Origin of the sequence: Bacillus pfraonensis (assembly GCF_050768835.1) — a bacterium.
Classification (GTDB): Bacteria; Bacillota; Bacilli; order Bacillales; family Bacillaceae_G; genus Bacillus_A; species Bacillus_A pfraonensis.
Genome location: NZ_JAHCDO010000017.1, coordinates 17142 through 38866, shown reverse-complemented (window position 1 = coordinate 38866; position 21725 = coordinate 17142). Strand labels below are relative to the sequence as shown.

Annotated in this window: 20 protein-coding genes and 2 other annotated features (1 of these 22 only partly in view); of the genes, 3 read left to right on the top strand and 17 right to left on the bottom strand. The window is 38.1% G+C overall.

The window, feature by feature from the left end:
- Positions 1-114 (bottom strand) — a binding site (T-box leader) (it extends 104 nt beyond the left edge of the window).
- A gap of 81 nt (positions 115-195) precedes the next feature.
- The gene (locus KFD70_RS17635) at positions 196-1254 is read right to left on the bottom strand and encodes an AI-2E family transporter (protein WP_336450195.1); all 1059 of its coding nucleotides are present in this window, start codon (positions 1252-1254) and stop codon (positions 196-198) included.
- A 183-nt stretch (positions 1255-1437) separates the two neighbouring features.
- On the opposite strand from KFD70_RS17635, the gene KFD70_RS17630 reads away from it, so the two are divergent.
- On the top strand, positions 1438-1650 hold the full coding sequence (locus KFD70_RS17630; RefSeq protein WP_336450196.1) for a hypothetical protein: 213 nt from the start codon (positions 1438-1440) through the stop codon (positions 1648-1650).
- Positions 1651-1696: 46 nt separating this feature from the next.
- On the opposite strand, the gene KFD70_RS17625 is transcribed toward KFD70_RS17630, so the two are convergent.
- The 7 genes from KFD70_RS17625 to cymR all read right to left on the bottom strand — a co-directional run bounded on the left by KFD70_RS17625 (position 1697) and on the right by cymR (position 8114).
- The gene (locus KFD70_RS17625; RefSeq protein ID WP_098490228.1) at positions 1697-1825 is read right to left on the bottom strand and encodes a YrzQ family protein; all 129 of its coding nucleotides are present in this window, start codon (positions 1823-1825) and stop codon (positions 1697-1699) included.
- Positions 1826-1843: 18 nt separating this feature from the next.
- Complete coding sequence (locus KFD70_RS17620) at positions 1844-2032, bottom strand: hypothetical protein (protein ID WP_000490499.1); 189 nt, start codon at positions 2030-2032, stop codon at positions 1844-1846.
- Positions 2033-2173: 141 nt separating this feature from the next.
- Positions 2174-4510 (bottom strand): SF1B family DNA helicase RecD2, encoded by a 2337-nt coding sequence (gene recD2, locus KFD70_RS17615; RefSeq protein ID WP_336450197.1) that lies wholly within the window; start codon positions 4508-4510, stop codon positions 2174-2176.
- Positions 4511-4612: 102 nt separating this feature from the next.
- Positions 4613-5272, bottom strand: coding sequence for a tetratricopeptide repeat protein (locus KFD70_RS17610; protein WP_336450198.1), 660 nt, complete (start codon positions 5270-5272; stop codon positions 4613-4615).
- A gap of 112 nt (positions 5273-5384) precedes the next feature.
- Positions 5385-6500, bottom strand: a complete 1116-nt coding sequence (gene mnmA / locus KFD70_RS17605) for a tRNA 2-thiouridine(34) synthase MnmA (RefSeq protein ID WP_336450199.1) — start codon at positions 6498-6500, stop codon at positions 5385-5387.
- 16 nt (positions 6501-6516) lie between these two features.
- A complete protein-coding gene (locus KFD70_RS17600; protein ID WP_336450200.1) occupies positions 6517-7662 on the bottom strand; it encodes a cysteine desulfurase family protein in 1146 nt (381 codons plus the stop codon).
- Between the two features lie 35 nt (positions 7663-7697).
- A complete protein-coding gene (gene cymR, locus KFD70_RS17595; protein ID WP_000704116.1) occupies positions 7698-8114 on the bottom strand; it encodes a cysteine metabolism transcriptional regulator CymR in 417 nt (138 codons plus the stop codon).
- A 301-nt stretch (positions 8115-8415) separates the two neighbouring features.
- Between cymR and KFD70_RS17590 the strand changes: the two genes are divergently transcribed.
- Both KFD70_RS17590 and KFD70_RS17585 read left to right on the top strand, forming a co-directional pair.
- On the top strand, positions 8416-9702 hold the full coding sequence (locus KFD70_RS17590) for a replication-associated recombination protein A (protein ID WP_336450201.1): 1287 nt from the start codon (positions 8416-8418) through the stop codon (positions 9700-9702).
- 37 nt (positions 9703-9739) lie between these two features.
- Entirely contained in the window at positions 9740-10384 is a 645-nt protein-coding gene (locus KFD70_RS17585) for an RsfA family transcriptional regulator (protein ID WP_336450202.1), read from the top strand.
- Between the two features lie 361 nt (positions 10385-10745).
- Here KFD70_RS17585 and KFD70_RS17580 read toward each other — a convergent pair whose 3' ends face one another.
- The 9 genes from KFD70_RS17580 to recJ form a co-directional block, all read right to left on the bottom strand.
- Entirely contained in the window at positions 10746-11513 is a 768-nt protein-coding gene (locus tag KFD70_RS17580; protein ID WP_000903174.1) for a tRNA threonylcarbamoyladenosine dehydratase, read from the bottom strand.
- 183 nt (positions 11514-11696) lie between these two features.
- The gene (aspS, locus tag KFD70_RS17575) at positions 11697-13472 is read right to left on the bottom strand and encodes an aspartate--tRNA ligase (protein WP_336450203.1); all 1776 of its coding nucleotides are present in this window, start codon (positions 13470-13472) and stop codon (positions 11697-11699) included.
- A gap of 12 nt (positions 13473-13484) precedes the next feature.
- Positions 13485-14756 (bottom strand): histidine--tRNA ligase, encoded by a 1272-nt coding sequence (hisS, locus tag KFD70_RS17570; RefSeq protein WP_336450204.1) that lies wholly within the window; start codon positions 14754-14756, stop codon positions 13485-13487.
- Between the two features lie 69 nt (positions 14757-14825).
- Positions 14826-15057 (bottom strand) — a binding site (T-box leader).
- Positions 15058-15111: 54 nt separating this feature from the next.
- On the bottom strand, positions 15112-15288 hold the full coding sequence (locus KFD70_RS17565) for a hypothetical protein (protein WP_001242606.1): 177 nt from the start codon (positions 15286-15288) through the stop codon (positions 15112-15114).
- A 276-nt stretch (positions 15289-15564) separates the two neighbouring features.
- Positions 15565-15756 carry a damage-inducible protein DinB gene (locus KFD70_RS17560; protein WP_336450205.1) on the bottom strand — a complete coding sequence of 64 codons (192 nt, stop codon included), beginning with the start codon at positions 15754-15756 and terminating at the stop codon, positions 15565-15567.
- Positions 15757-15912: 156 nt separating this feature from the next.
- A complete protein-coding gene (locus KFD70_RS17555) occupies positions 15913-16353 on the bottom strand; it encodes a D-tyrosyl-tRNA(Tyr) deacylase (protein WP_336450206.1) in 441 nt (146 codons plus the stop codon).
- Between the two features lie 17 nt (positions 16354-16370).
- Positions 16371-18557, bottom strand: coding sequence for a GTP diphosphokinase (gene relA / locus KFD70_RS17550; RefSeq protein ID WP_336450207.1), 2187 nt, complete (start codon positions 18555-18557; stop codon positions 16371-16373).
- 212 nt (positions 18558-18769) lie between these two features.
- On the bottom strand, positions 18770-19282 hold the full coding sequence (locus KFD70_RS17545; RefSeq protein WP_336450208.1) for an adenine phosphoribosyltransferase: 513 nt from the start codon (positions 19280-19282) through the stop codon (positions 18770-18772).
- Between the two features lie 47 nt (positions 19283-19329).
- On the bottom strand, positions 19330-21669 hold the full coding sequence (gene recJ, locus KFD70_RS17540) for a single-stranded-DNA-specific exonuclease RecJ (protein ID WP_336450209.1): 2340 nt from the start codon (positions 21667-21669) through the stop codon (positions 19330-19332).
- Between the last annotated feature and the right edge of the window lie 56 nt (positions 21670-21725).

The window sequence follows — 21725 nt, the reverse complement described above, 5'->3', positions numbered from 1 at the left end:
TTAGCTGCTCTCAGGATTAGCGTTCTGTCACCCTTCATTTAAAACTTCTTTCAGCCGATGGAAGTTTCTCTCTAAAAATGGACTGTGACATACTCGTTCCGTCATCAATTTAAAATCATATACTATACATTTATTATATAAACTTATATAAGTTTATGCTATATGCCAAAATTGTAGCGAATCCGTTTCCATTTGTCAATGTTTCCAGAGCGGCTTTATATGAACAACGACTGTTCGAATCACAGCTAAAATAGGCACTGATATCAAAAGACCGACAATCCCACCTATTTCTCCCCCAACAAGCAATGCCAACATAATCACAACCGGATGCATACGAAGCGATTTCCCAACAATATACGGCGATAAAATATTACTTTCAACGAATTGTAAAATAGCAAGAGCTATACCCGCTTTAATAAAAAGATTTGTGGATATCGTTGCTGCAATCATCAATGTTGGAATCGCCCCTAAAATTGGTCCAAAGTAAGGAATAATATCGGTAATTCCAACAATGATACCAAGCAGTAAAGGATACTTCATACCGATAAACCAAAATGCAAGGGCGGACACACTCCCTAAAATTAAACAAACAAATAATTGCCCGCGAATATAGCTCCCTAATGACTTATCAATTTCTTTTGCCAATACTTGTCCTGTACCACGCCATTTACTCGGAATCAACTTCCAAAAAATATGATAAAATTCCCCATAATCTTTCAGTATGTAAAATACAATGAACGGAATTAAGAAAATGATAAGCAATGAATCAAGTACACCGCGGGCCGTACTCATCACTTTATTTAATAACGCCTGTAACTTCATTTCGATTCCAACAAAAATTTGTTTTACTTTCTCATGAATAAACGAGGGAAAATTATCTGTTTGTTCTGTTACACCATCCATCCATGAATCATACATTTTTAGAAATTGAGGGAATTGCTTATTAATTTCCTGTAACTGATTAATAACAATCGGTGTCCCTTTATAAATCCCATAGCCAAGACCACCGAAAAAAAGAATATAAATAAGCAAAATTGCAAGCGTCCGTGGCATTCCTTCTTTATGTAATTTTTCAATTAAGGGATGCAGTAAATACGCAATGAAACAAGCAATAAAAAATGGTGTAATCGCTACTTTAAAAACAAATATAATCGGCGCCCATAATGGCTTGATTTTTAAAAAAACGAGTAAACATAGAAACACTAATAACAATAATCCTAATCGATAGATCCAAATAATTTTAAGATTCTTCAAATGAAAAACCTCCTCCCCTCTTATTTTGAAAAGAAATAGAGAAGGTTATGTGCAAAACTTTAAAAAAATAACTGGACTAAAATAATTTCGTGCGGACCATACTGTTTTAAAAAAACTTACATATATTTAACATCATACGGACAAGCATTTCGGTAGGCTTACAAATAGGTAAGGAGGAATAAAATGGTTTGGTTCATGTTGATTCTTTCAGCACTATTCATGATACTAGAATGGGTTTGCATTGGCTTTGGCATTTGGAAAGGACTTTTCACACGTTCAACGCGAAAAGAACGCGCGAAACAGCTATGGTATTACGGAGTTCTCGGCGTTGGATGTTACGGACTTTCTTATCTTTTTTCTGAAATTGGACTATTTTATTTATATACGAGCACATGAAAAACTCCCTAATGAATAAGGGAGTTTTTTCACTTTGTAGAAATAATTATAGATAAGACTTAATCATTTTACGCGCTCTTTTCATATTGCGCTTTGAAAACATATCTTGTTTACGTGCATATTGATATGCCGCAGCTCCAATACCTAATGCGATTAATGAATTGCGTACGTTCAAAGTAAATCCCCCTTTTGATTATCCGATGGTTCGTTCATTCTCATCAAATAAATCATCAAGAGAACTAAGCGAGCCATCTTCTTCTACTTGATGCGTATGGATTTTCCCCTTTGAAACCGATAATTCAATATAACAGTTCCAGCAATAAAATTGGTTGACACCTATTTTTCCAATATCTTTCCCTTTGCAATTTGGACAACTGAACATATGGCTTTCATCTCCTTACAGTCTCCCAGATTCTATTCGCCATTATGTCCAAACTGCATTCATTTATACATACTAGAACTGCCTTACACTTTCAAAATAACGTTACACATGTTGAAAGGTTCACTATATAATCTCACCTTGCTACATAAAATCATACGGTGAAATGTTTTCCACATCCATCTCCTGGCCATCAATCGTAACCATTTGTACTTCTCCTTTTGATTCCTGCAAGCGACCAGCTAACGTCGTTTGCCGCATCGAATCATCGAGACGATTCACGCCAGATTGAAAAGCTGATTCTTCTCCGCAAATAATTAAAAACTTTTTACTTCTCGTAATACCTGTATAAATTAAATTTCGGCGCAGCATACGATAGTAACTCTTTACAATCGGCATAATTACAATTGGAAATTCACTTCCCTGTGATTTATGAATCGAGCAGCAATACGCATGTGTAATTTGATTTAAATCTGGCTTTATATACGTTACTTCAATCCCATCAAATGAAACAACAACCATATCTTGTTTCTCGACATTTTCTTTCGCATAAAATACAGAAACAATTTCTCCAATGTCACCATTAAACACTTGGCTTTCCGGCTGATTTACGAGTTGAAGAACTTTATCCCCCGTTCGGTACATAACATCACCGTAAGCAATTTCCCTACTCTTTTCTTTTTTCGGATTAAATACTTCTTGGAGCGCCTCATTTAACACATTAATCCCCGCTGGCCCGCGATACATAGGCGCTAATACTTGCACATCTCTTGCGCTAAATCCTTTCGTTTTTGCGTTTTCACATACCTGCTTTACAACTTCAACAATTTGAGCACCTGAGCAACCAATAAACGAACGATCTTTTTTGTTTTGCGCTAAGTCTGGTGGGAGCGTTCCTTTTTTTATCGCATGGGCAAGCTGAATAACAGATGATCCTTCTGCTTGACGATAAATTTCTGTTAACTTCACTGTCGGGATCGCACCCGCATCTAACAAATCTTTCAACACTTGTCCAGGTCCTACTGATGGCAATTGATCTTCATCACCTACAATAATGACTTGAATATTTGTTGGTAATGATTTAAACAGTTGATTTGCAAGCCAAATATCAACCATTGAAAATTCATCTATAATTAGTAACTTTCCTTGCACCGGATCCGTTTCGTTACGCTGGAAAGATCCTTCTGGTGTCCAACCAAGTAAGCGATGAATTGTACAAGCAGGAAGCCCTGTCGACTCACTCATTCTCTTTGCAGCACGGCCTGTCGGAGCTGTTAACAAAATCGGAAACGGATTATCATCACTGTAATCTTTCGGGTTTAATGATAAACCATGCAAGGAAGCATACATTTCAACAATCCCTTTAATTACAGTTGTCTTTCCTGTACCAGGTCCACCGGTTAATAACATCATCGGTTTATGAAGTGCAGTTTGAATTGCTTCTTGCTGAAGCGGCGCATATTGTACTTTTAGCTGCTCTTCAATTTTCCCCAACGTTAATAGTACTTCTGCTTCAGGAAATGAAGGCGTCTCTTCTTGATTCATGAGACGACGAATTGATTTGACAACACCCTTTTCAGAATAAAACAAAGAAGCTAAATAAATGCGCTCGTCTTCAATAATCACTTTCCCTTCTCCTTGCATCATTTCAATACATTGCACTACATCGTCTTCCGTCACAGAACCCTCTTGCTTATTTAAAAGTGAAATCGTTTCTCTAACAAGTTGGCCTTTTTCCATAAATACATGCCCATCTTGCAGTGAAACATTTTCTAGCGTATAGAAACATCCGGCACGTACACGGTCATTATGATTCCCTGATATACCAAGCGCTCTTCCTATATCATCAGCTCTTCCAAAACCGATTCCATCAACTTCTTCAATAAGCTGATACGGATTATTTCGAATGACTTCAAGTGTCATTTCTTTGTATTGCTGATAAATCTTAATCGAAAGCTTCGTTCCAAAACCATAACCATTTAAAAAGCTCATGACCTTTTCCAGACCTTGATGTTCAATGATTGTGTCATAAATTTCTTGGGCTTTCTGCTTGTTTACTACACCTTCTAATGCAGTTGGATCGTCCATAATTTTAGAAATTGCATGTTCTCCGAGATGGTCAACAATCTTTTCTGCTGTTCGCTTCCCAATTCCTTTAAATAAATCACTAGCTAAATATTGCACCATACCTGTTTTTGTTTGAGGTAATTCTTTTTTAAATGTTTCAACTAAGTATTGCTTTCCGTACTTTGGATGGTCTTTAAAGTGACCTGTCAATGTAAATACTTCATCTTCATGCATACGGGGGAAATGACCATTAATCATCACTTTTTTTTCGTCATATGTTTCATTGGTTTCAATGATTTTCATACTGACAACGGAATAGAGGTTTTCTTCGTTGTGGAAAATGGTATGAAGAACTTGTGCTTTTATAAATTTTTTCTCTTCCTCAAACAAATCCATTGCATGTTGATTTCCCATCTTTTCTCTCCTTTCCGGTTTCCCTCACCCTAACGAGCAGTAAAACCCCCACCTCATTTTTTATAATGAGATGAAGGATAACTGCACATTAAAGTACAACTTTTATTCAGCTTCTTGCTCTAATAAACGAATGCCGTTCCCTGCTAAAAAGTGATCTGGTTGAATTTCAGTTGCCTTCTTAAATAAAGCAAGTGCCTTCTCATTATCATCTTCAAATACGTAAGTAACACCTAAATTATAATACGCATCTGCATGCTCTTCATCCATTTGTAATACCTTTTCAAAATAAGGTTTTGCGTATTGAATATGTTCTAACCTTGCAAAGCATAATCCGCATTGGAATACTGCTTCTACGTCTGTCTCATCAAGTTCAGCTGCTCTTTGTAAAAATGGCAGCGCAAGACGATCATCTCCAAGCTGCACCTGTGTCATTCCAAGCATAAATGTCACATCTGCTGATTGTAAGCCAGCTTGCATCGCCTGCTCAAACATTTCTTTCGCTTCTTTAAATTGCTCTTGACTATAATATAAGCTTCCAAGACCATAATAGGCAGTAGCGGATTTTTCATCTAGTTCTAATGCACGTTTATAAAATAAAATCGCACGCTCACTATCGCCCAATACATCTAATAAATTCGCGAAATTGATATATCCGAGCGCATCTTTCGGATTTTCTTCAATTGCTTCTGTAAAGTTTTTAGCTGCTTCTTCCCAGTTTCCTTCTTGCATATATTGGATGCCTGCTTCAAGCTTATTTGACATATTCCTCACCTCTACAACAAATTATAACAAAGAATCTATTTTCCGAGCGAACAAAAATTCGCTCTTTAAGAAAGAAACCTCTGACCGCTAATCGGCAGAGGCTTCTCGTCTTTTATCCTAAATAATCTAATTTCTTACCACTACGATATACTTCATCAATTGTAGCACCGCCCAGGCATTCATCTCCATTATAGAAAACAACCGCTTGTCCTGGCGTAATCGCACGAATTGGTTCATCGCAAAGAATGCGAACAGTATTCTCATCAACAATTTGAACCGTTACACCATTATCTTCTTGGCGATAACGGAATTTCGCTGTGCACTTAAATTCTTTTTCTTTTACTCTGTTGCTTACCCATCCTACATTAGTAGCAATAACTTCATCACCGTATAGAAGCTCGTTATGGAATCCTTGATCAACGTATAAGATGTTCTCTTTTAAGTTTTTCCCAACAGCAAACCATGGATCACCATTACCACCAATACCAAGACCATGACGTTGTCCAATTGTATAGTACATTAAACCGTCATGTTTCCCTTTCACTTCACCAGATAATGTTTGCATCACACCCGGCTGAGCTGGTAAGTAGTTACTTAAGAAATCTTTAAAGTTACGTTCACCAATAAAGCAAATACCCGTGCTATCTTTTTTCGTCGCTGTTGCTAAACCAGCTTCTTTTGCCATTTCACGAATTTGCGGCTTCTTTAACTCACCAAGTGGAAACATCGTTTTTGATAGTTGCTCTTGGCTTAGTTGGTTTAAGAAATATGTTTGATCTTTATTATCATCAACGCCGCGAAGCATTTTATATTCGCCATCGATATAAGCAACACGTGCATAATGACCTGTTGCTACATAATCCGCACCAAGCGCAATCGCATGCTCTAGAAAGGCTTTAAATTTAATTTCTTTGTTACACATTACATCTGGGTTTGGCGTACGACCAGCTCGGTACTCATCTAAAAAGTACGTAAATACTTTATCCCAGTATTGTTTTTCAAAGTTTACTGCATAATATGGGATACCGATTTGGTTACATACTTCGATTACATCATTATAATCTTCCGTTGCTGTACAGACACCATTTTCGTCTGTATCATCCCAGTTTTTCATAAAAATCCCGATTACATCATAACCTTGCTCTTTTAATAAAAGAGCCGCTACAGATGAATCGACGCCACCGGACATCCCGATGACAACACGCGTTTCGTGAGGTAGTTTGTTCATCTTGTCACCTCCTATGCTAGTTTTGCGAGAATCGCTTCACGATTTTCACTGTTTCGTACGCCGCTTTTTCCACTTGTTCTTTCGTATTCCCAAGTCCAAAACTAAAACGTACGGATGAACGTATTTGATCGGAATCTTTTCCAAACATCGCCACTAATACATGTGATGGATCAATAGAGCCAGCTGTACATGCAGAACCACTCGATACTGCAATGCCTGCTAAATCTAAGTTTACAAGAAACGGCTCAATATCCATTCCTGTAAAACTTACATTAAACACATGCGGTAAGCGATATTCTAAGTTTCCGTTTACCTCGAAAGTAATGTCTTCTTTTTGAAAGACAGATATCATTATATCCTTAAATTCTTCATATTGGGCATTTTTTTGCTCACGTGTTTTTTCAGCAAGCAAAACAGCATGCTGAAGTCCAACAATGCTAGGTACATTTTCAGTACCTGCACGACGTTTTCGCTCTTGTTCACCGCCCGTTAATAACGGTTCGAATTTCACCCCTGTGCTAGCATATAGAAACCCTACACCTTTTGGACCATTAATTTTATGCCCAGAGATTGATAATAAATCAATGCCCAAAGTCTTCACATCAATCGCTGTTAAACCGTAGGCTTGTACAGCGTCTGTATGGAAATAAGCTTGGTGTTCTTTTAACAGTTCTCCAATTTCTGTAATCGGTTGAACTGTTCCAACTTCATTATTCCCAAACATAACGGATACAAGAATCGTTTCACCCGTTAACGCCTCTTTCACATCAGAAACTCGAACACGGCCCGTTTCATCAACAGGTAAATATGTCACTTCGAAGCCTTCTCGCTCTAACACTTCACATGTATGCAAGATAGCGTGATGTTCAATTTGCGTCGTAATAATGTGATTTCCTTTGTTGCGATTCGCACGTGCTACACCTAAAAGTGCTAAATTATCAGCCTCCGTACCACCGCTTGTAAAAATAATTTCATTTGGATTTGCATTGATGCTGCGTGCACAAGCGCGTCTTGCTTCATCTACCGCATGGCGCGTTTGTCGTCCATAAAAATGAATACTAGACGGATTACCAAATATCTCTGTCATATATGGAATCATCTTTTCGACTACTTCTGGGTGAGCCGGAGATGTCGCAGCATGATCTAAGTAAATGCGTTCCATCAGATCTCCTTCTTTCCAAATCGTTTCACAAGGAATTAAATGTAAAACATATAACCCCCATGATTTTCTTCCTCATAGCGTACTAAATCTTCTAAAGTTGTACTATCTAATACTTCTTGTACTGCATCACGAACACGCATCCATAATTGGCGCTGTGCTGGTTCTTCCTCTTCTATCATTTCAACAACGCTAATCGGACCTTCTAGCACGCGGATTACATCCCCTGCTGTAATGTTAGCCGGTTGATCAGATAAGACATAACCACCATATGCACCGCGTGTACTTTTTACAAGACGAGCGTTACGAAGCGGAGAGATTAGTTGCTCTAAGTAATGTTCAGATAGGTCATGCGCCTGCGCAATTGATTTTAAAGAAATCGGCCCCTCACCAAACTTTTTCGCAAGGTCAATCATAATTGTTAAGCCGTAACGGCCTTTCGTTGAAATTTTCATCTATTTCGCACCTCTTTTCAAAATTTCACTTCTATTAGTTAAATCTTTATTCTTAAGAAGAACACAATGTAAAAATCAAAATCCTATGAAATTATAGCATAATATAGTATTATAAGAAATTTCAACTTGTGTATCAAAATGATAACATAAATTCGGATTGAAAAACTCGGGAATTATTTCAATCGATAGAAAAATAAAAATATTCACTTAGATTACTTATATTATACAGCATCATATTTCAATTTTTTACCCAAAAGATGTTAACATAGAATGAGATTACATATTAAGGGAGACGGTTACAATGAAACAACCACTCGCACACCGAATGCGTCCAACAAATATTAAAGAAATTATTGGACAAGAGCATTTAGTTGGTGAAGGGAAAATTTTATGGCGAATGGTTCAAGCAAACCATTTCCAATCGATGATTTTATACGGCCCACCCGGAACTGGAAAAACATCCATTGCTAGTGCAATCGCTGGCAGTACAGGAACGCCATTTCGCCTATTAAACGCTGTTACTCATAATAAAAAAGATATGGAAGTTGTCGTGCAAGAAGCAAAGATGCATCGCCATCTTATGTTAATTTTAGATGAAGTGCATCGCTTAGATAAAGCAAAACAAGACTTTCTCTTACCACATTTAGAAAGCGGGCTTCTTACATTGATTGGAGCTACAACGAGCAACCCTTTCCATGCCATTAACTCTGCCATTCGTAGTCGATGTCAAATCTTTGAATTACACGCTCTAACAGAATATGATATTTCAATTGGTTTAAAGCGAGCGCTGGAAGATAAAGAAAAAGGCTTAGGTGAATATGATGTAATTGTTACAGATGAAGCCCTTCAGCACTTCGCAAATGCCTCTGGCGGAGATATGCGCTCTGCTTATAACGCACTTGAACTTGCAGTCTTATCTAGCTTTACAACAGACGAGCAAAAGGTAGAGATTACATTAGAAATTGCAGAAGAATGTTTACAGAGAAAAAGTTTCATTCACGATAAAGGCGGAGATGCCCATTATGACGTCCTATCTGCTTTCCAAAAATCGGTACGAGGTAGCGACGTAAATGCTGCTCTTCATTATTTAGCACGACTTATTGAAGCTGGTGACTTACAAAGTATCGGAAGAAGACTTCTTATTATGGCATATGAAGATATTGGACTTGCTAGTCCGCAAGCTGGACCACGTACACTCGCCGCAATTGAATCAGCAGAACGCGTCGGGTTTCCAGAAGCTCGTATTCCGCTTGCAAATGCCGTAATTGAGCTTTGTCTCTCTCCAAAATCAAATTCAGCCTACAAAGCGCTTGATGCCGCACTTCACGACTTACGAAACGGACAAACAGGTGATGTGCCGAGTCATTTGAAAGATAGTCACTATAAAGGTGCTGAAGCACTAGGTAGAGGCATCGGATACTTATATCCACACGATTATCCGAATGGATGGGTTGAGCAACAATACTTACCGGATAAAATAAAGAATAAACGATATTATAAGCCGAAAACGACTGGGAAGTTTGAACAAGCACTTTCAGGCGTGTACGAAAGATTACAAAGTTCGCATAAAAGCAAACCAAAAGGGTAATCTAAGCGAAAACGACATGATAATGGAGGTTTCGCTTATGAAAACACGCCAAGATGCATGGACAGGAGAAGATGATCTCCTTTTAGCAGAAACCGTCTTACGACATATTCGCAGTGGCAGCACACAACTAAAAGCATTCGATGAAGTTGGAGATAAATTAAACCGTACTTCTGCCGCTTGTGGATTTCGCTGGAATGCTGAAGTTAGGCAAAATTATGAGGATGCTGTACAACTTGCTAAGAAGCAGAGAAAAGAGTTAAAGCGTTCTGAAGCAAATGTGGAAAAAGAACAACTATTAAAACCAAAACGAAAAGTCATAATTGATGCTGAATTTTCCGAAGAACTTGTTTCTAACAAGCATTCTCTTACAATGCAAGATGTAATCTCATTCTTGCAAAACTTAGGACACAATAATCCTGGGTTAGAAAAGATACAAATTGAAAATGAAGACTTGCACACAAAGCTTGCCTCCTTACAAAAAACAAACGATGAACTAGAGGTCAAACTAGCAGATTTAACGAAAAAACAACAAGCAATCGAAGAAGATTATGCAATGCTTGTTCGAATTATGGATCGTGCGCGAAAGCTTGTGCTAGTAGATGAACAAGAAGATCAAATTGCTCCTATTTTTAAAACCGATCAAAACGGGAATTTAGATATTATATACTCAGCTGAAAATTGAAATACTCCCCACCTCATATTACATGGTGGGGAGTATTTTTATGCATTCAAAACATAATAAGGAAAAATATAACTTTTATGTTATTATAAACCTAACGATATACGTTATTAAAAAAGGGGAGATTGTCTATTTCATTAACGATTTTCAAAATTACACTCGGGATTCTCGTTTTGATTTTAGGTTTTTTACCATTAAAGGCTTGAAAAGATCTGCTTCGTATCAATCGGACCAGTACGATCATTATTTATTACTTTTAATTGCCTTAGAATCTGTCGCACTGCCGATATGGGTATTTCTCACCTAAACTCTTTATACCACATAAAAATGCGTATATCCCTTATAGAATATACGCTTTCTGTTTTTACTCTTGTCCAACACGCTTTACTTCTACATTCTTTATACGTTCACGTACAACATGACTTGCCATAATGAGACCTGCCACAGATGGTACGAATGCATTTGAAGAAGGTGGTAATTTCGCTTTACGAATTTTTGCGTTTTCATCTGGAACGATTTCTTTACGAACCTCTTCACGAATTACGATTGGGTTTTCATCAGAGAATACCACTTTTACACCTTTTTTAATCCCTTCTTTACGAAGTTTCGTACGAATGACTTTCGCAATCGGATCTGTATGTGTTTTGGAAATATCCGCAATACGGAAACGAGTTGGGTCCATTTTGTTTGCTGCACCCATACTTGAGATGATTTTAATTTTACGTCGTAAGCATTGTTTAATTAAATGAATTTTAAACGTAATTGTATCTGATGCATCAACTACAAAGTCTAAACCGTGTTTAAAGAATTCTTCATATGTTTCATCTGTATAAAACATTTCTAATCCTATTACTTCACAGTCTGGGTTAATATCAGCGATACGCTCTTTCATTAATTCTACTTTTGAACGGCCCACAGTAGAAAGTAGTGCGTGAATTTGACGGTTCACATTTGTAATGTCAACAACATCTTTATCAACTAATACAAGGCGTCCTACACCAGAACGTGCTAACGCTTCTGCTGCAAATGAGCCTACGCCGCCAATTCCTAAAATGCCAACTGTACTATTTTTTAATATTTCAAGACCTTCTTTTCCGAAGGCTAATTCATTACGTGAAAATTGATGTAACATGCGTCCCTACACTCCTATTACAAAAATGGTCTACCATGTATTCTAGCGTTTTTCCGACTATTTGTATAGAAAAAGTTACAGAATCTCTAAAAATATATTTCCAATACGAAGAATACAGGAAATATATACATGCATCCATAAAAAAACTAGATGAGGTTAGTATACCCCATCTAGCTTCCGTTCTTACTTCTCTTCTTTTACGTTTAACTGTAAGTTAAGCTCTTCAAGTTGCGCTCCTGCAACCGGGCTTGGCGCATCTGTTAGTAAACAGCTTGCACTTGCTGTTTTCGGGAATGCAATTGTATCACGAAGGTTTGTACGACCTGCAAGTAACATTACAAGACGGTCTAACCCTAATGCAATTCCGCCGTGTGGTGGTGTACCATACTCGAATGCTTCTAATAAGAATCCAAATTGCTCTTGTGCTTCTTCTTGTGAAAATCCAAGTGCTTTGAACATTTTTTCTTGTACATCACGCTCGTAAATACGAAGTGATCCACCACCAAGTTCATAACCGTTTAATACAAGGTCATACGCTTGCGCACGCGCTTTTTCTGGTGCTGTTTCTAATAGCTCCACATCTTCACGGAATGGCATTGTGAATGGATGATGCGCTGCGAAATAGCGATCTGCATCTTCATCATACTCAAGAAGTGGCCAATCTGTTACCCATAGGAAGTTAAATTTACTTTCGTCAATTAACTCAAGTTCTTTACCTAAGCGTAAACGAAGTGCTCCTAAGCTATCTGCAACAACACTCTTCTTATCAGCAACGAATAATAATAAGTCACCAGCAGTCGCTTCTAATGTGTTCATTAGTACGCTTGCATCTTCTTCACCGAAGAATTTCGCAATCGGTCCTTTTAAGCCATCTTCTTCAACTTTTAACCAAGCTAAACCTTTCGCTCCGTATACTTTTACAAATTCAGTTAATGCATCGATGTCTTTACGAGAATATTTGCTCGCTGCACCTTTTGCATTAATTGCTTTTACTTGTCCACCGTTCTCTACAGCGCTTGTAAATACTTTGAAGCCACATCCTGCTGCAAATTCAGATAGATCAGTAAGTTCCATTGCAAAGCGCGTATCCGGCTTATCAGAACCATAGCGAGCCATCGCATCTGCATATGTCATACGAGGGAATGGTGCGTTAATTTCTACACCTTTTGCATCCTTCATAACTTTCGTCATCATGCGCTCCATCATATCTAAAATTTCTTCTTGTGTTAAGAATGAAGCCTCGATGTCGATTTGCGTGAATTCTGGTTGACGATCCGCACGTAAATCTTCATCACGGAAACAACGTGCTACTTGGTAGTAACGCTCAAATCCGCCGACCATAAGAAGCTGTTTAAATAGCTGCGGAGATTGAGGTAATGCATAAAATTCACCTTCATGAACACGGCTTGGAACTAAATAGTCACGAGCTCCTTCTGGTGTACTCTTTGTTAAGATTGGTGTTTCAACTTCTAAGAACTCTTCTGAATCTAAGAAGTTACGAATTGTTTTTGTTACGTCGTGACGCATTTTAAATGTGTTATACATAACCGGACGACGTAAATCTAAATAACGATATTTTAAACGAACATCTTCTGATGCATCTGTATCATCCGCAATAATAATTGGCGTTGTTTTTGCCGCATTTAATACATTAACTTTTGTTGCCTGTACTTCAATGCGTCCTGTTGCCATATTGTCATTAATTGCACCAGCGCCGCGCTCAACAACTGTTCCTTCTACGTGAAGCACGTATTCGCTACGAATTGTTTCTGCTACTTCTAGTGCTTCTTTAGATGTTTCTGGGTTAAATACAACTTGTACGATACCTGTGCGGTCACGTAAGTCGATGAAAATTAATCCACCTAAATCACGGCGCTTTTGTACCCAACCTTTTAATTGAACCGTTTGTCCAACTGCTTCTACTGTTACTTTTCCACATGCATGTGTTCTTTCAGCCACTATGAGTTCCCCCTATATTAATTTTTCTGCTACATATGAAGCAAATACATCTAATGCTACTTCTTCTTGCTCACCTGTCGCCATATTTTTTAAGTTAATGATACCCTTATCTAACTCATCTTCACCTAACACAGCTACATATTTTGCATTTAGACGATCCGCTGATTTAAATTGTGCTTTCATTTTGCGATCCAAATAATCTTTTTCAACTGATAACCCAGCCTTACGAAGATCAAATGCAATTTTTGCAGCATGATCTTTCGCTTTATCCCCAAGTGCTACAACATAACAATCAATGTTATGCTCAATTGGAAGCTCAATGTTCTCAGCTTTTAGCGCCATAATTAAACGCTCGATACTCATCGCAAAACCAATACCAGGCATTTCTGGACCACCGATTTCTTGTACAAGTCCGTTATAGCGACCACCACCGCTTAATGTTGTAATGGCACCGAAACCATCTGCTTCACTCATAATTTCAAAGACAGTATGCTGATAGTAATCTAAACCACGTACTAGATTTGGATCTTTTTCAAATGGAACACCCATCATCGTTAATAATTCTTGTACTTTTTCATAGTATACTGTTGATTCTTCGTTTAAGTATTCTGTAATAGATGGTGCTGCGCTCATTAATTCATGATCACGATCCTTCTTACAGTCTAAAATACGAAGTGGGTTTTTCTCTAAACGAGATTGACAGTCAGAACAGAACTCGCCAATACGAGGCTCAAAGTGAGCGATTAATGCCTCACGATGTGCTTTACGGCTCGCTGCATCACCTAAACTATTTAGGACAACTTTAATATTTTTTAAGCCCATGCCGCGGTAGAATTCTACAGCAAGTGCAATTACTTCTGCATCAATGGCAGGATCATTACTACCGATTGCTTCGATACCGAATTGTACGAATTGACGATAGCGACCTGCTTGTGGTCTTTCATAACGGAACATTTGACCGATGTAATATAATTTCGTTGGCTGCGTTGCATCACCATACATTTTGTTTTCAACGTAAGAACGTACAACAGGTGCTGTGCCTTCTGGACGAAGTGTTAAGCTGCGCTCTCCACGATCTTGGAATGAGTACATTTCTTTTTGCACGATATCTGTTGTATCACCAACACCGCGTAAAAATAATTCTGTGTGCTCAAAAATTGGTGTGCGAATTTCTTTATAGTTGTAACGACGGCAAATTTCGCGTGCTTGCCCTTCGATGTATTGCCATAACTCAACGCTACCTGGAAGAATATCTTGCGTTCCGCGTGGGATTTGAATAGACATATTCAGTTCCTCCTCAAATTGTTTTAATCTTATCAAAAATAAAAAAACTCCCGCCTCTACTGATTATCCAGTAGGGACGAGAGTATTATACCCGTGGTGCCACCCTAATTGAAGCACGTATGCTTCCACTTTTTTAATAACGCTTAAACTTGCGTTCAACCTCTACTGAGCCTATAAGCTGTTCAAGTTGAAACCTACAGAGTGTCATTCGATCAGTCATCGTGTAGAAATGTTTTCAGCCTAGGACATTTCTTCTCTTTTCACGTGTATCTCATCTACTCTTCTCTATCATCGGTTCTCTTCATATGTAAATATAAAATTACTATACGTTTCTTCCTAGCAGTTGTCAAGTCTCTTAGGAACGTTCAATCTGCCTCTTTAACCGCTTAACATCTTGCAAGGAAATACCGAATTCAGATGCAAGCTCCATAGAAGTATTGTTCTGTTCTTTGTCGATAAATTCATGGAAATTCACATTAAATAATTGATTCGCTCCGTTCGTCACAGAGTGCCCTTTTTCGTTCATGCGCATACGTGTATCCCTCACAATCAATATGGATGTTTTTACTTCTATTGTTCCATATTAATTGTCCAGTTATACTCACAAATAAAGTGAAACTTTAATCAGTGAGGGTTTTCTTTATCCCCCCGCTGAGTATTAGCTCTCACCAATCGGACTTTTACGGGCAGTTGATCTCCCTGCTCGTACGAAATTTTGAAGTGAGGGTCTTACTTCCCGTTAATGCGGGATAAATAAAGTTTATTTCCTCAACGGCTTTTTCTATTACGTACATCTTCTTGGATAAGACTATTCCACACTACTTCTGTATACATAACCAGCTCTTTGAATACTAAAGAACATTATAACTATTCCTGCTATTACAAACACTACCCAAGTACCATAATTTTCTACCGCAAATATAACTCCCAGCACATGTAAAAGAATTGCAGCACTAAATCCTAAAGTAAGTTTAGAATCTTTGAAAATCGACCAATTCATACACTTCCTGCCCCTTACATACATTTTCATATGTACTTAAAATCAAATATTTATCAATATATAAATTATACTATATCGCTAATTTCTCTAAAACAAAATTATAATCCACTAGCACAAATTCAACTAAAAAAGAGAGGATTTCTCCTCTCTTCACCATTACTTACTTTCCAAAATTAAGGTCACCGGACCATCATTAATCAATGATACATCCATCATCGCACCGAACTTTCCTGTTTCTACGTGAAGTCCTTGTTTACGAAGTTCTTCATTAAAGAAATCATACAAGTTCTCTGCGTAGTCTGGTTTCGCAGCATCCATAAAGTTGGGGCGTCTTCCTTTACGGCAATCTCCGTACAATGTAAATTGTGAAATAGAAAGAACTTGTCCCTCTACATCTAATACAGAATGGTTCATCTTCCCGTTCTCATCTTCAAAAATACGTAAATTCGCAACCTTCTCAGCAATATACGTTGCATCCTTCTCTGTATCTTCATGTGTGATGCCAACTAACAATGTTAAACCGAACGGGATCTGTCCTACAATCTCACCATCTACTGTAACAGACGCTTTTTTTGATCGTTGCAAGACAATTCTCATATTTTATACACTCCCTATTAATGCATCATGCGGCGTACTGCATAAATTTCTGGAACTCTCTTAATACGCTCTACTACCTTTTTCAAATGGTGTAAATTACGAATCGAAATAGACATATTGATCGTTGCCATTTTATTGCGGTCGCTTCTACCTGAAACTGCTGAAATATATGTTTTTGTTTCTGTTACAGCTTGCAGAACTTCATTTAATAAGCCGCGGCGATCATACCCAGAAATTTCAATATCAACATTATACTCAATCTCTTTTTCTGGACTACCTTCCCACTCTACTTCTAGCAAGCGCTCCTGAGCTTCTTCTGTATGAACATTAACACAATCACGACGGTGAATAGAAACGCCGCGACCTTTCGTAATATATCCGACAATATCGTCACCTGGTACTGGGTTACAACATTTCGATAAGCGGATTAATAAATTGTCAGCTCCGCTTACTTTTACACCTGAATCCCATTTTCTAATTTTCATCGGTTTACGAACTTCTTTAACTTCCACAATATCTTGTTCTTCGTCACGCTGTTTGCGGAACTTATCCGTTAGACGCGTTACAATTTGTGCCGCCGTAATGCCGTTATATCCAACTGCTGCAAACATATCCTCTTCATTCGCAAAGTTATATTTCTCAGCCACTCGTTTTAAATTGTCAGGTGCTAATACTTCTTTCATTTCATACTCTAAATTGCGTACTTCTTTCTCAACAAGCTCGCGACCTTTTTCAATATTCTCGTCTCGGCGTTGCTTTTTGAAAAATTGACGAATTTTATTTTTGGCATGAGATGTTTGAGCAAGTTTTACCCAGTCCTGACTTGGTCCATACGAATGTTTAGATGTTAAAATTTCAATGATATCACCTGTTTTCAGCTTATAATCAAGTGTCACCATTTTACCATTGACTTTTGCACCAATTGTTTTATTCCCGATTTCTGAATGGACACGGTAAGCAAAATCAATCGGAACCGAACCTAGCGGTAATTCCATGACATCGCCTTTTGGTGTAAAGACGAATACCATATCAGAGAACAGATCAATTTTTAATGACTCCATAAATTCTTCTGCATTAGAAGCTTCATTTTGCCATTCTAATATTTGACGGAACCATGTTAGTTTCTTCTCAAGGGTACCTGTTGCTTCCGCAGCTTTTCCCTCTTTATACGCCCAGTGCGCTGCAATCCCGTACTCCGCAATTTCATGCATTTCTTTCGTACGAATTTGCACTTCAAGTGGATCACCTTTTGGCCCAATCACGGTTGTATGAAGAGATTGGTATAGATTTGCTTTCGGCATAGCAATATAATCTTTAAAACGACCTGGCATCGGTTTCCAACATGTATGGATAATACCAAGCACCGCATAACAATCTTTAATACTATTCACAACAACGCGCACAGCTAATAAATCATAAATTTCATTAAATTGTTTATTTTGAAGTGCCATTTTACGATAAATACTATAAATATGTTTTGGGCGCCCTGAAATATCTGGTTGAATCGCTACTTCTTTCAGTTTGTCACGAATACCCGTCATGACTTCATCCAAATATTCTTCACGCTCTGCGCGTTTCCGCTTCATTAAGTTAACAATGCGATAGTATTGCTGCGGATTTAAATAGCGAAGCGCTGTATCCTCTAGCTCCCATTTAATAGTATTAATTCCGAGTCTATGAGCTAAAGGTGCAAAGATTTCTAACGTTTCATTTGCAATACGACGCTGCTTTTCTTGCGGCAAATGCTTCAGTGTACGCATGTTATGAAGACGGTCAGCTAATTTGATTAAAATAACACGAATATCTTGGGCCATTGCGATAAACATTTTGCGATGGTTCTCTGCTTGTTGTTGTTCATGAGATTTATATTTAATTTTTCCAAGCTTTGTAACCCCATCAACAAGCATTGCAATTTCTTTATTAAATTCCCGTTCAATATCCTCTAATGTAACTTCTGTATCTTCTACTACATCATGCAAAAAACCTGCTGACACTGTAGATGGATCCATGTGTAAATCAACTAAAATACCTGCAACTTGAATCGGATGAATAATATATGGTTCGCCCGATTTTCTATACTGTTCACTATGTGCGTCACGCGCATATTCATAGGCGCGTGCCACTAGTTCAATATCATCGTCTGCTAAATATTGCCGTGCTTTCTCGAGTACCTGTTCAGCTGTTAGTACTTGCTCATTTGCCATCGAATCACCTTTTATTGAAAATTGACTTTTCCCTTATCATTAGAATAAATTTTATTCTATCATTATAACCTAATGATTGTGAATTGTGAAAAGGAAAAGATTTTACAGATATTTCACCATACTTTTTTGTACAATTATACAAAAGTACCCGCTCCTCTCCAAGAGATTCACGGGTACTTTTTTCTATCGCCGTAGTTTTACCTATATAATAATTAGTATTTTTCTAACACTAATACATCATAACCGTCTAACATTTTGCGGCCATCTAAGTAAGTAAGTTCTACTAAGAATGCAATCCCTGCTACAACTCCACCAAGTTCTTCAACTAGCTTAATTGTCGCTTCGATTGTTCCACCTGTAGCTAATAAGTCATCCGTAATTAATACGCGTTGACCTGGTTTAATTGCATCTTTATGGATTGTTAAAACATCTTTTCCATACTCTTTACCGTAGTCTACTTTAATGACTTCACGAGGTAATTTTCCTAATTTACGAACTGGTGCAAACCCTACTTCTAGCGCGTAAGAAACTGGGCAACCGATAATAAAACCACGTGCTTCTGGGCCTACTACAAGGTCGATATTTCTTTCTTTCGCATAAGCAACGATTTCATCTGTTGCTGCTTTGTATGCTTTCCCATCGTTCATTAAAGGTGTGATGTCTTTAAACACGATACCTTCTTTCGGATAATCCGGTACAATTGCGATATGTTGCTTGAAATCCATATTTCTGAATCCTCCTCAGATATAAAAGGTCTGTAAATACAAGGCCTTTACCCTAACTGTTCTACTTCTTTATGATTACGAATCGTTTCAAACCATGTATATAGTTGTTGATATGTGCTATAAACCAACTCTTTTTCTAATTGAAGGTGGTTCATTTTCTCACGATATGTGTTCGATTCAATTAAATCACGCTTCTTCATTTCTTCTGCCATAAAAATGACACCGTCTTTTATTGTAACAAATTCTAACTCAAAAAACACCTGTGTCATGAAATTTACTGTATCTTTTGACCAACCTTTATGACGACATAGTTGTTCCCCATGTTGTCTTAAAGAAAATGGTGCTTTTTGATGTAAGAAGGAATAGTACCATTTAAAATGTTCTCTTGTTGGAACCGTACTAAATAAATGATTATTCTCCTGATAAAACAGCGTATAAATTCGCGCTGGGAAGCCTACCTGAAATAAACCACGTAATTCATCTGTTGACTTTGGTAAATCTAGCAAAACAATATAACGACCATCTAGCTCAGTCACTCCTGAAGCATGCATAAGTTGTTCTTTATATTCTTCTAAAGAAAACTTATTTAATACCTCTTCAGAAAAATACACCATTGTTACTTTTTCTTTCGGAAGCTCTGCTAAATTTGATTCCACATTACGCATGCTACGCCAATCAAATAATTGCCATGCCTCTACTGCAATATCTTGAATCATTAGCTGTGGTTTCTTGAAATTATTCCACTCATTAATTGATGCCTCTCCTACAACCGAGACAGTGGCAACCGGAGAAATCTCCTTCGCGTAGCTACCAAAACCAAAGCCAATTGTATCTAACGTTGCTTGTCCGTTACGAAGTGCCATCTTCAAATGAGAACCATCTGATCCAATCGCACGAATACTTTCTAACTCCGCATCCCTAATTGCGATACGCGGCTTCGGATTTCCAACACCAAATGGCGCGAGCTTCTGCATTTCCTCAATTGCCGAGAGCGTCACATCCTCCACTTTACAAAAAGCATCAACTGTTGTAATCGGTGTAAAGTCTTCAGGCGTTAAGATCACTTCTGCCTGCTCATTTAAACGGCGGCGCAGTTCCTCCACATCATTCATATGAAGCGTCATTCCCGCTGCCATTGGATGACCACCAAAGTGTGGTAACAATTCTCTACAATCTGATAAGTTCGCAAACAAATCAAATCCTGCAATACTACGAGCAGATCCTTTTGCTGTTTGCTTCTCCGGATCAATACATAACACGATTGTTGGACGATAAAAACGCTCTACTAATTTAGAAGCAACAATTCCTATTACGCCTGGATTCCATCCTTCTTTCGCAAGCACTAATACTTTATTGTTCTCTGGCGGATAGTTGTTTTCTACCTCTGCAATCGCTTCTTCTGTAATTTGCTTTACTATATCTTTACGTAGCTTATTCATTTCATCGATTTCTTCAGCAAGCTCTTTCGCTTCTTCTGGATCCTCCGATAAAAGAAGGTGAACTGCCGGAGCCGCATCTTCTAAGCGACCAATTGCATTAATACGCGGTGCAATTGAGAAGCCAATGCTTTCTTCTGTAATCTCACTTTGTGAAACATTTGCTACTTTAAACAATGCTTTTAAACCAATATTTCTCGTCATTCGCATTTGCTTCAGTCCGCGCTGTACGAGCAATCTATTTTCACCATGAAGCGACACTAAATCGGCTACTGTACCAATCACTGCAATTTCTAATAAATGCTCCGGTACACGTCCAAGTAATGCATGCGCCACTTTAAATGCAACACCAACGCCCGCTAAATAATGAAACGGATAAACGCCGCCTTCTAGCTTCGGATGAATAATCGCAAGGGCTTCTGGAAGTTCTGGCGGCGGCTCATGATGATCTGTAATAATAAGGTCCATGCCAAGTTCTTTTGCCACCTGCGCCTCATGAACTGCTGCAATACCTGTATCAACAGTAATAATAAGAGAAAATCCTGCACGGTGCGCCCAGCGAAACGCCTCTTCATTCGGTCCATATCCTTCCGTAAATCGGTTTGGAATATAGAACTCAACATCCGCACCTAGTTCTTGAAGAGCAAGGTATAACACTGTCGTACTACTTACACCATCGGCATCGTAGTCACCAAAAATTAAAATTTGTTCTCCATTTTGAATGGCTTGCTTTACACGATCTACTGTGCGATCCATTCCTTCAAGTAAAAATGGATCGTGAAATTCTTGTCTTTCTGTATTTAAAAAATCTACAATCTTATCTTCTGTATCTAAACCTCTACCGAGGAATAACGAAGTAACAAGCGGTGATAATTGCAATTTACTTGCCAACTCACTTACCTGCTCTTCATTAAATGACTTTTCTTTCCAACGCGTCTTCGGTTGTAACACGAAATCACCCCTTAACCTGTTCATTATACAAGACAGATTAAGGGGTGACAATATGA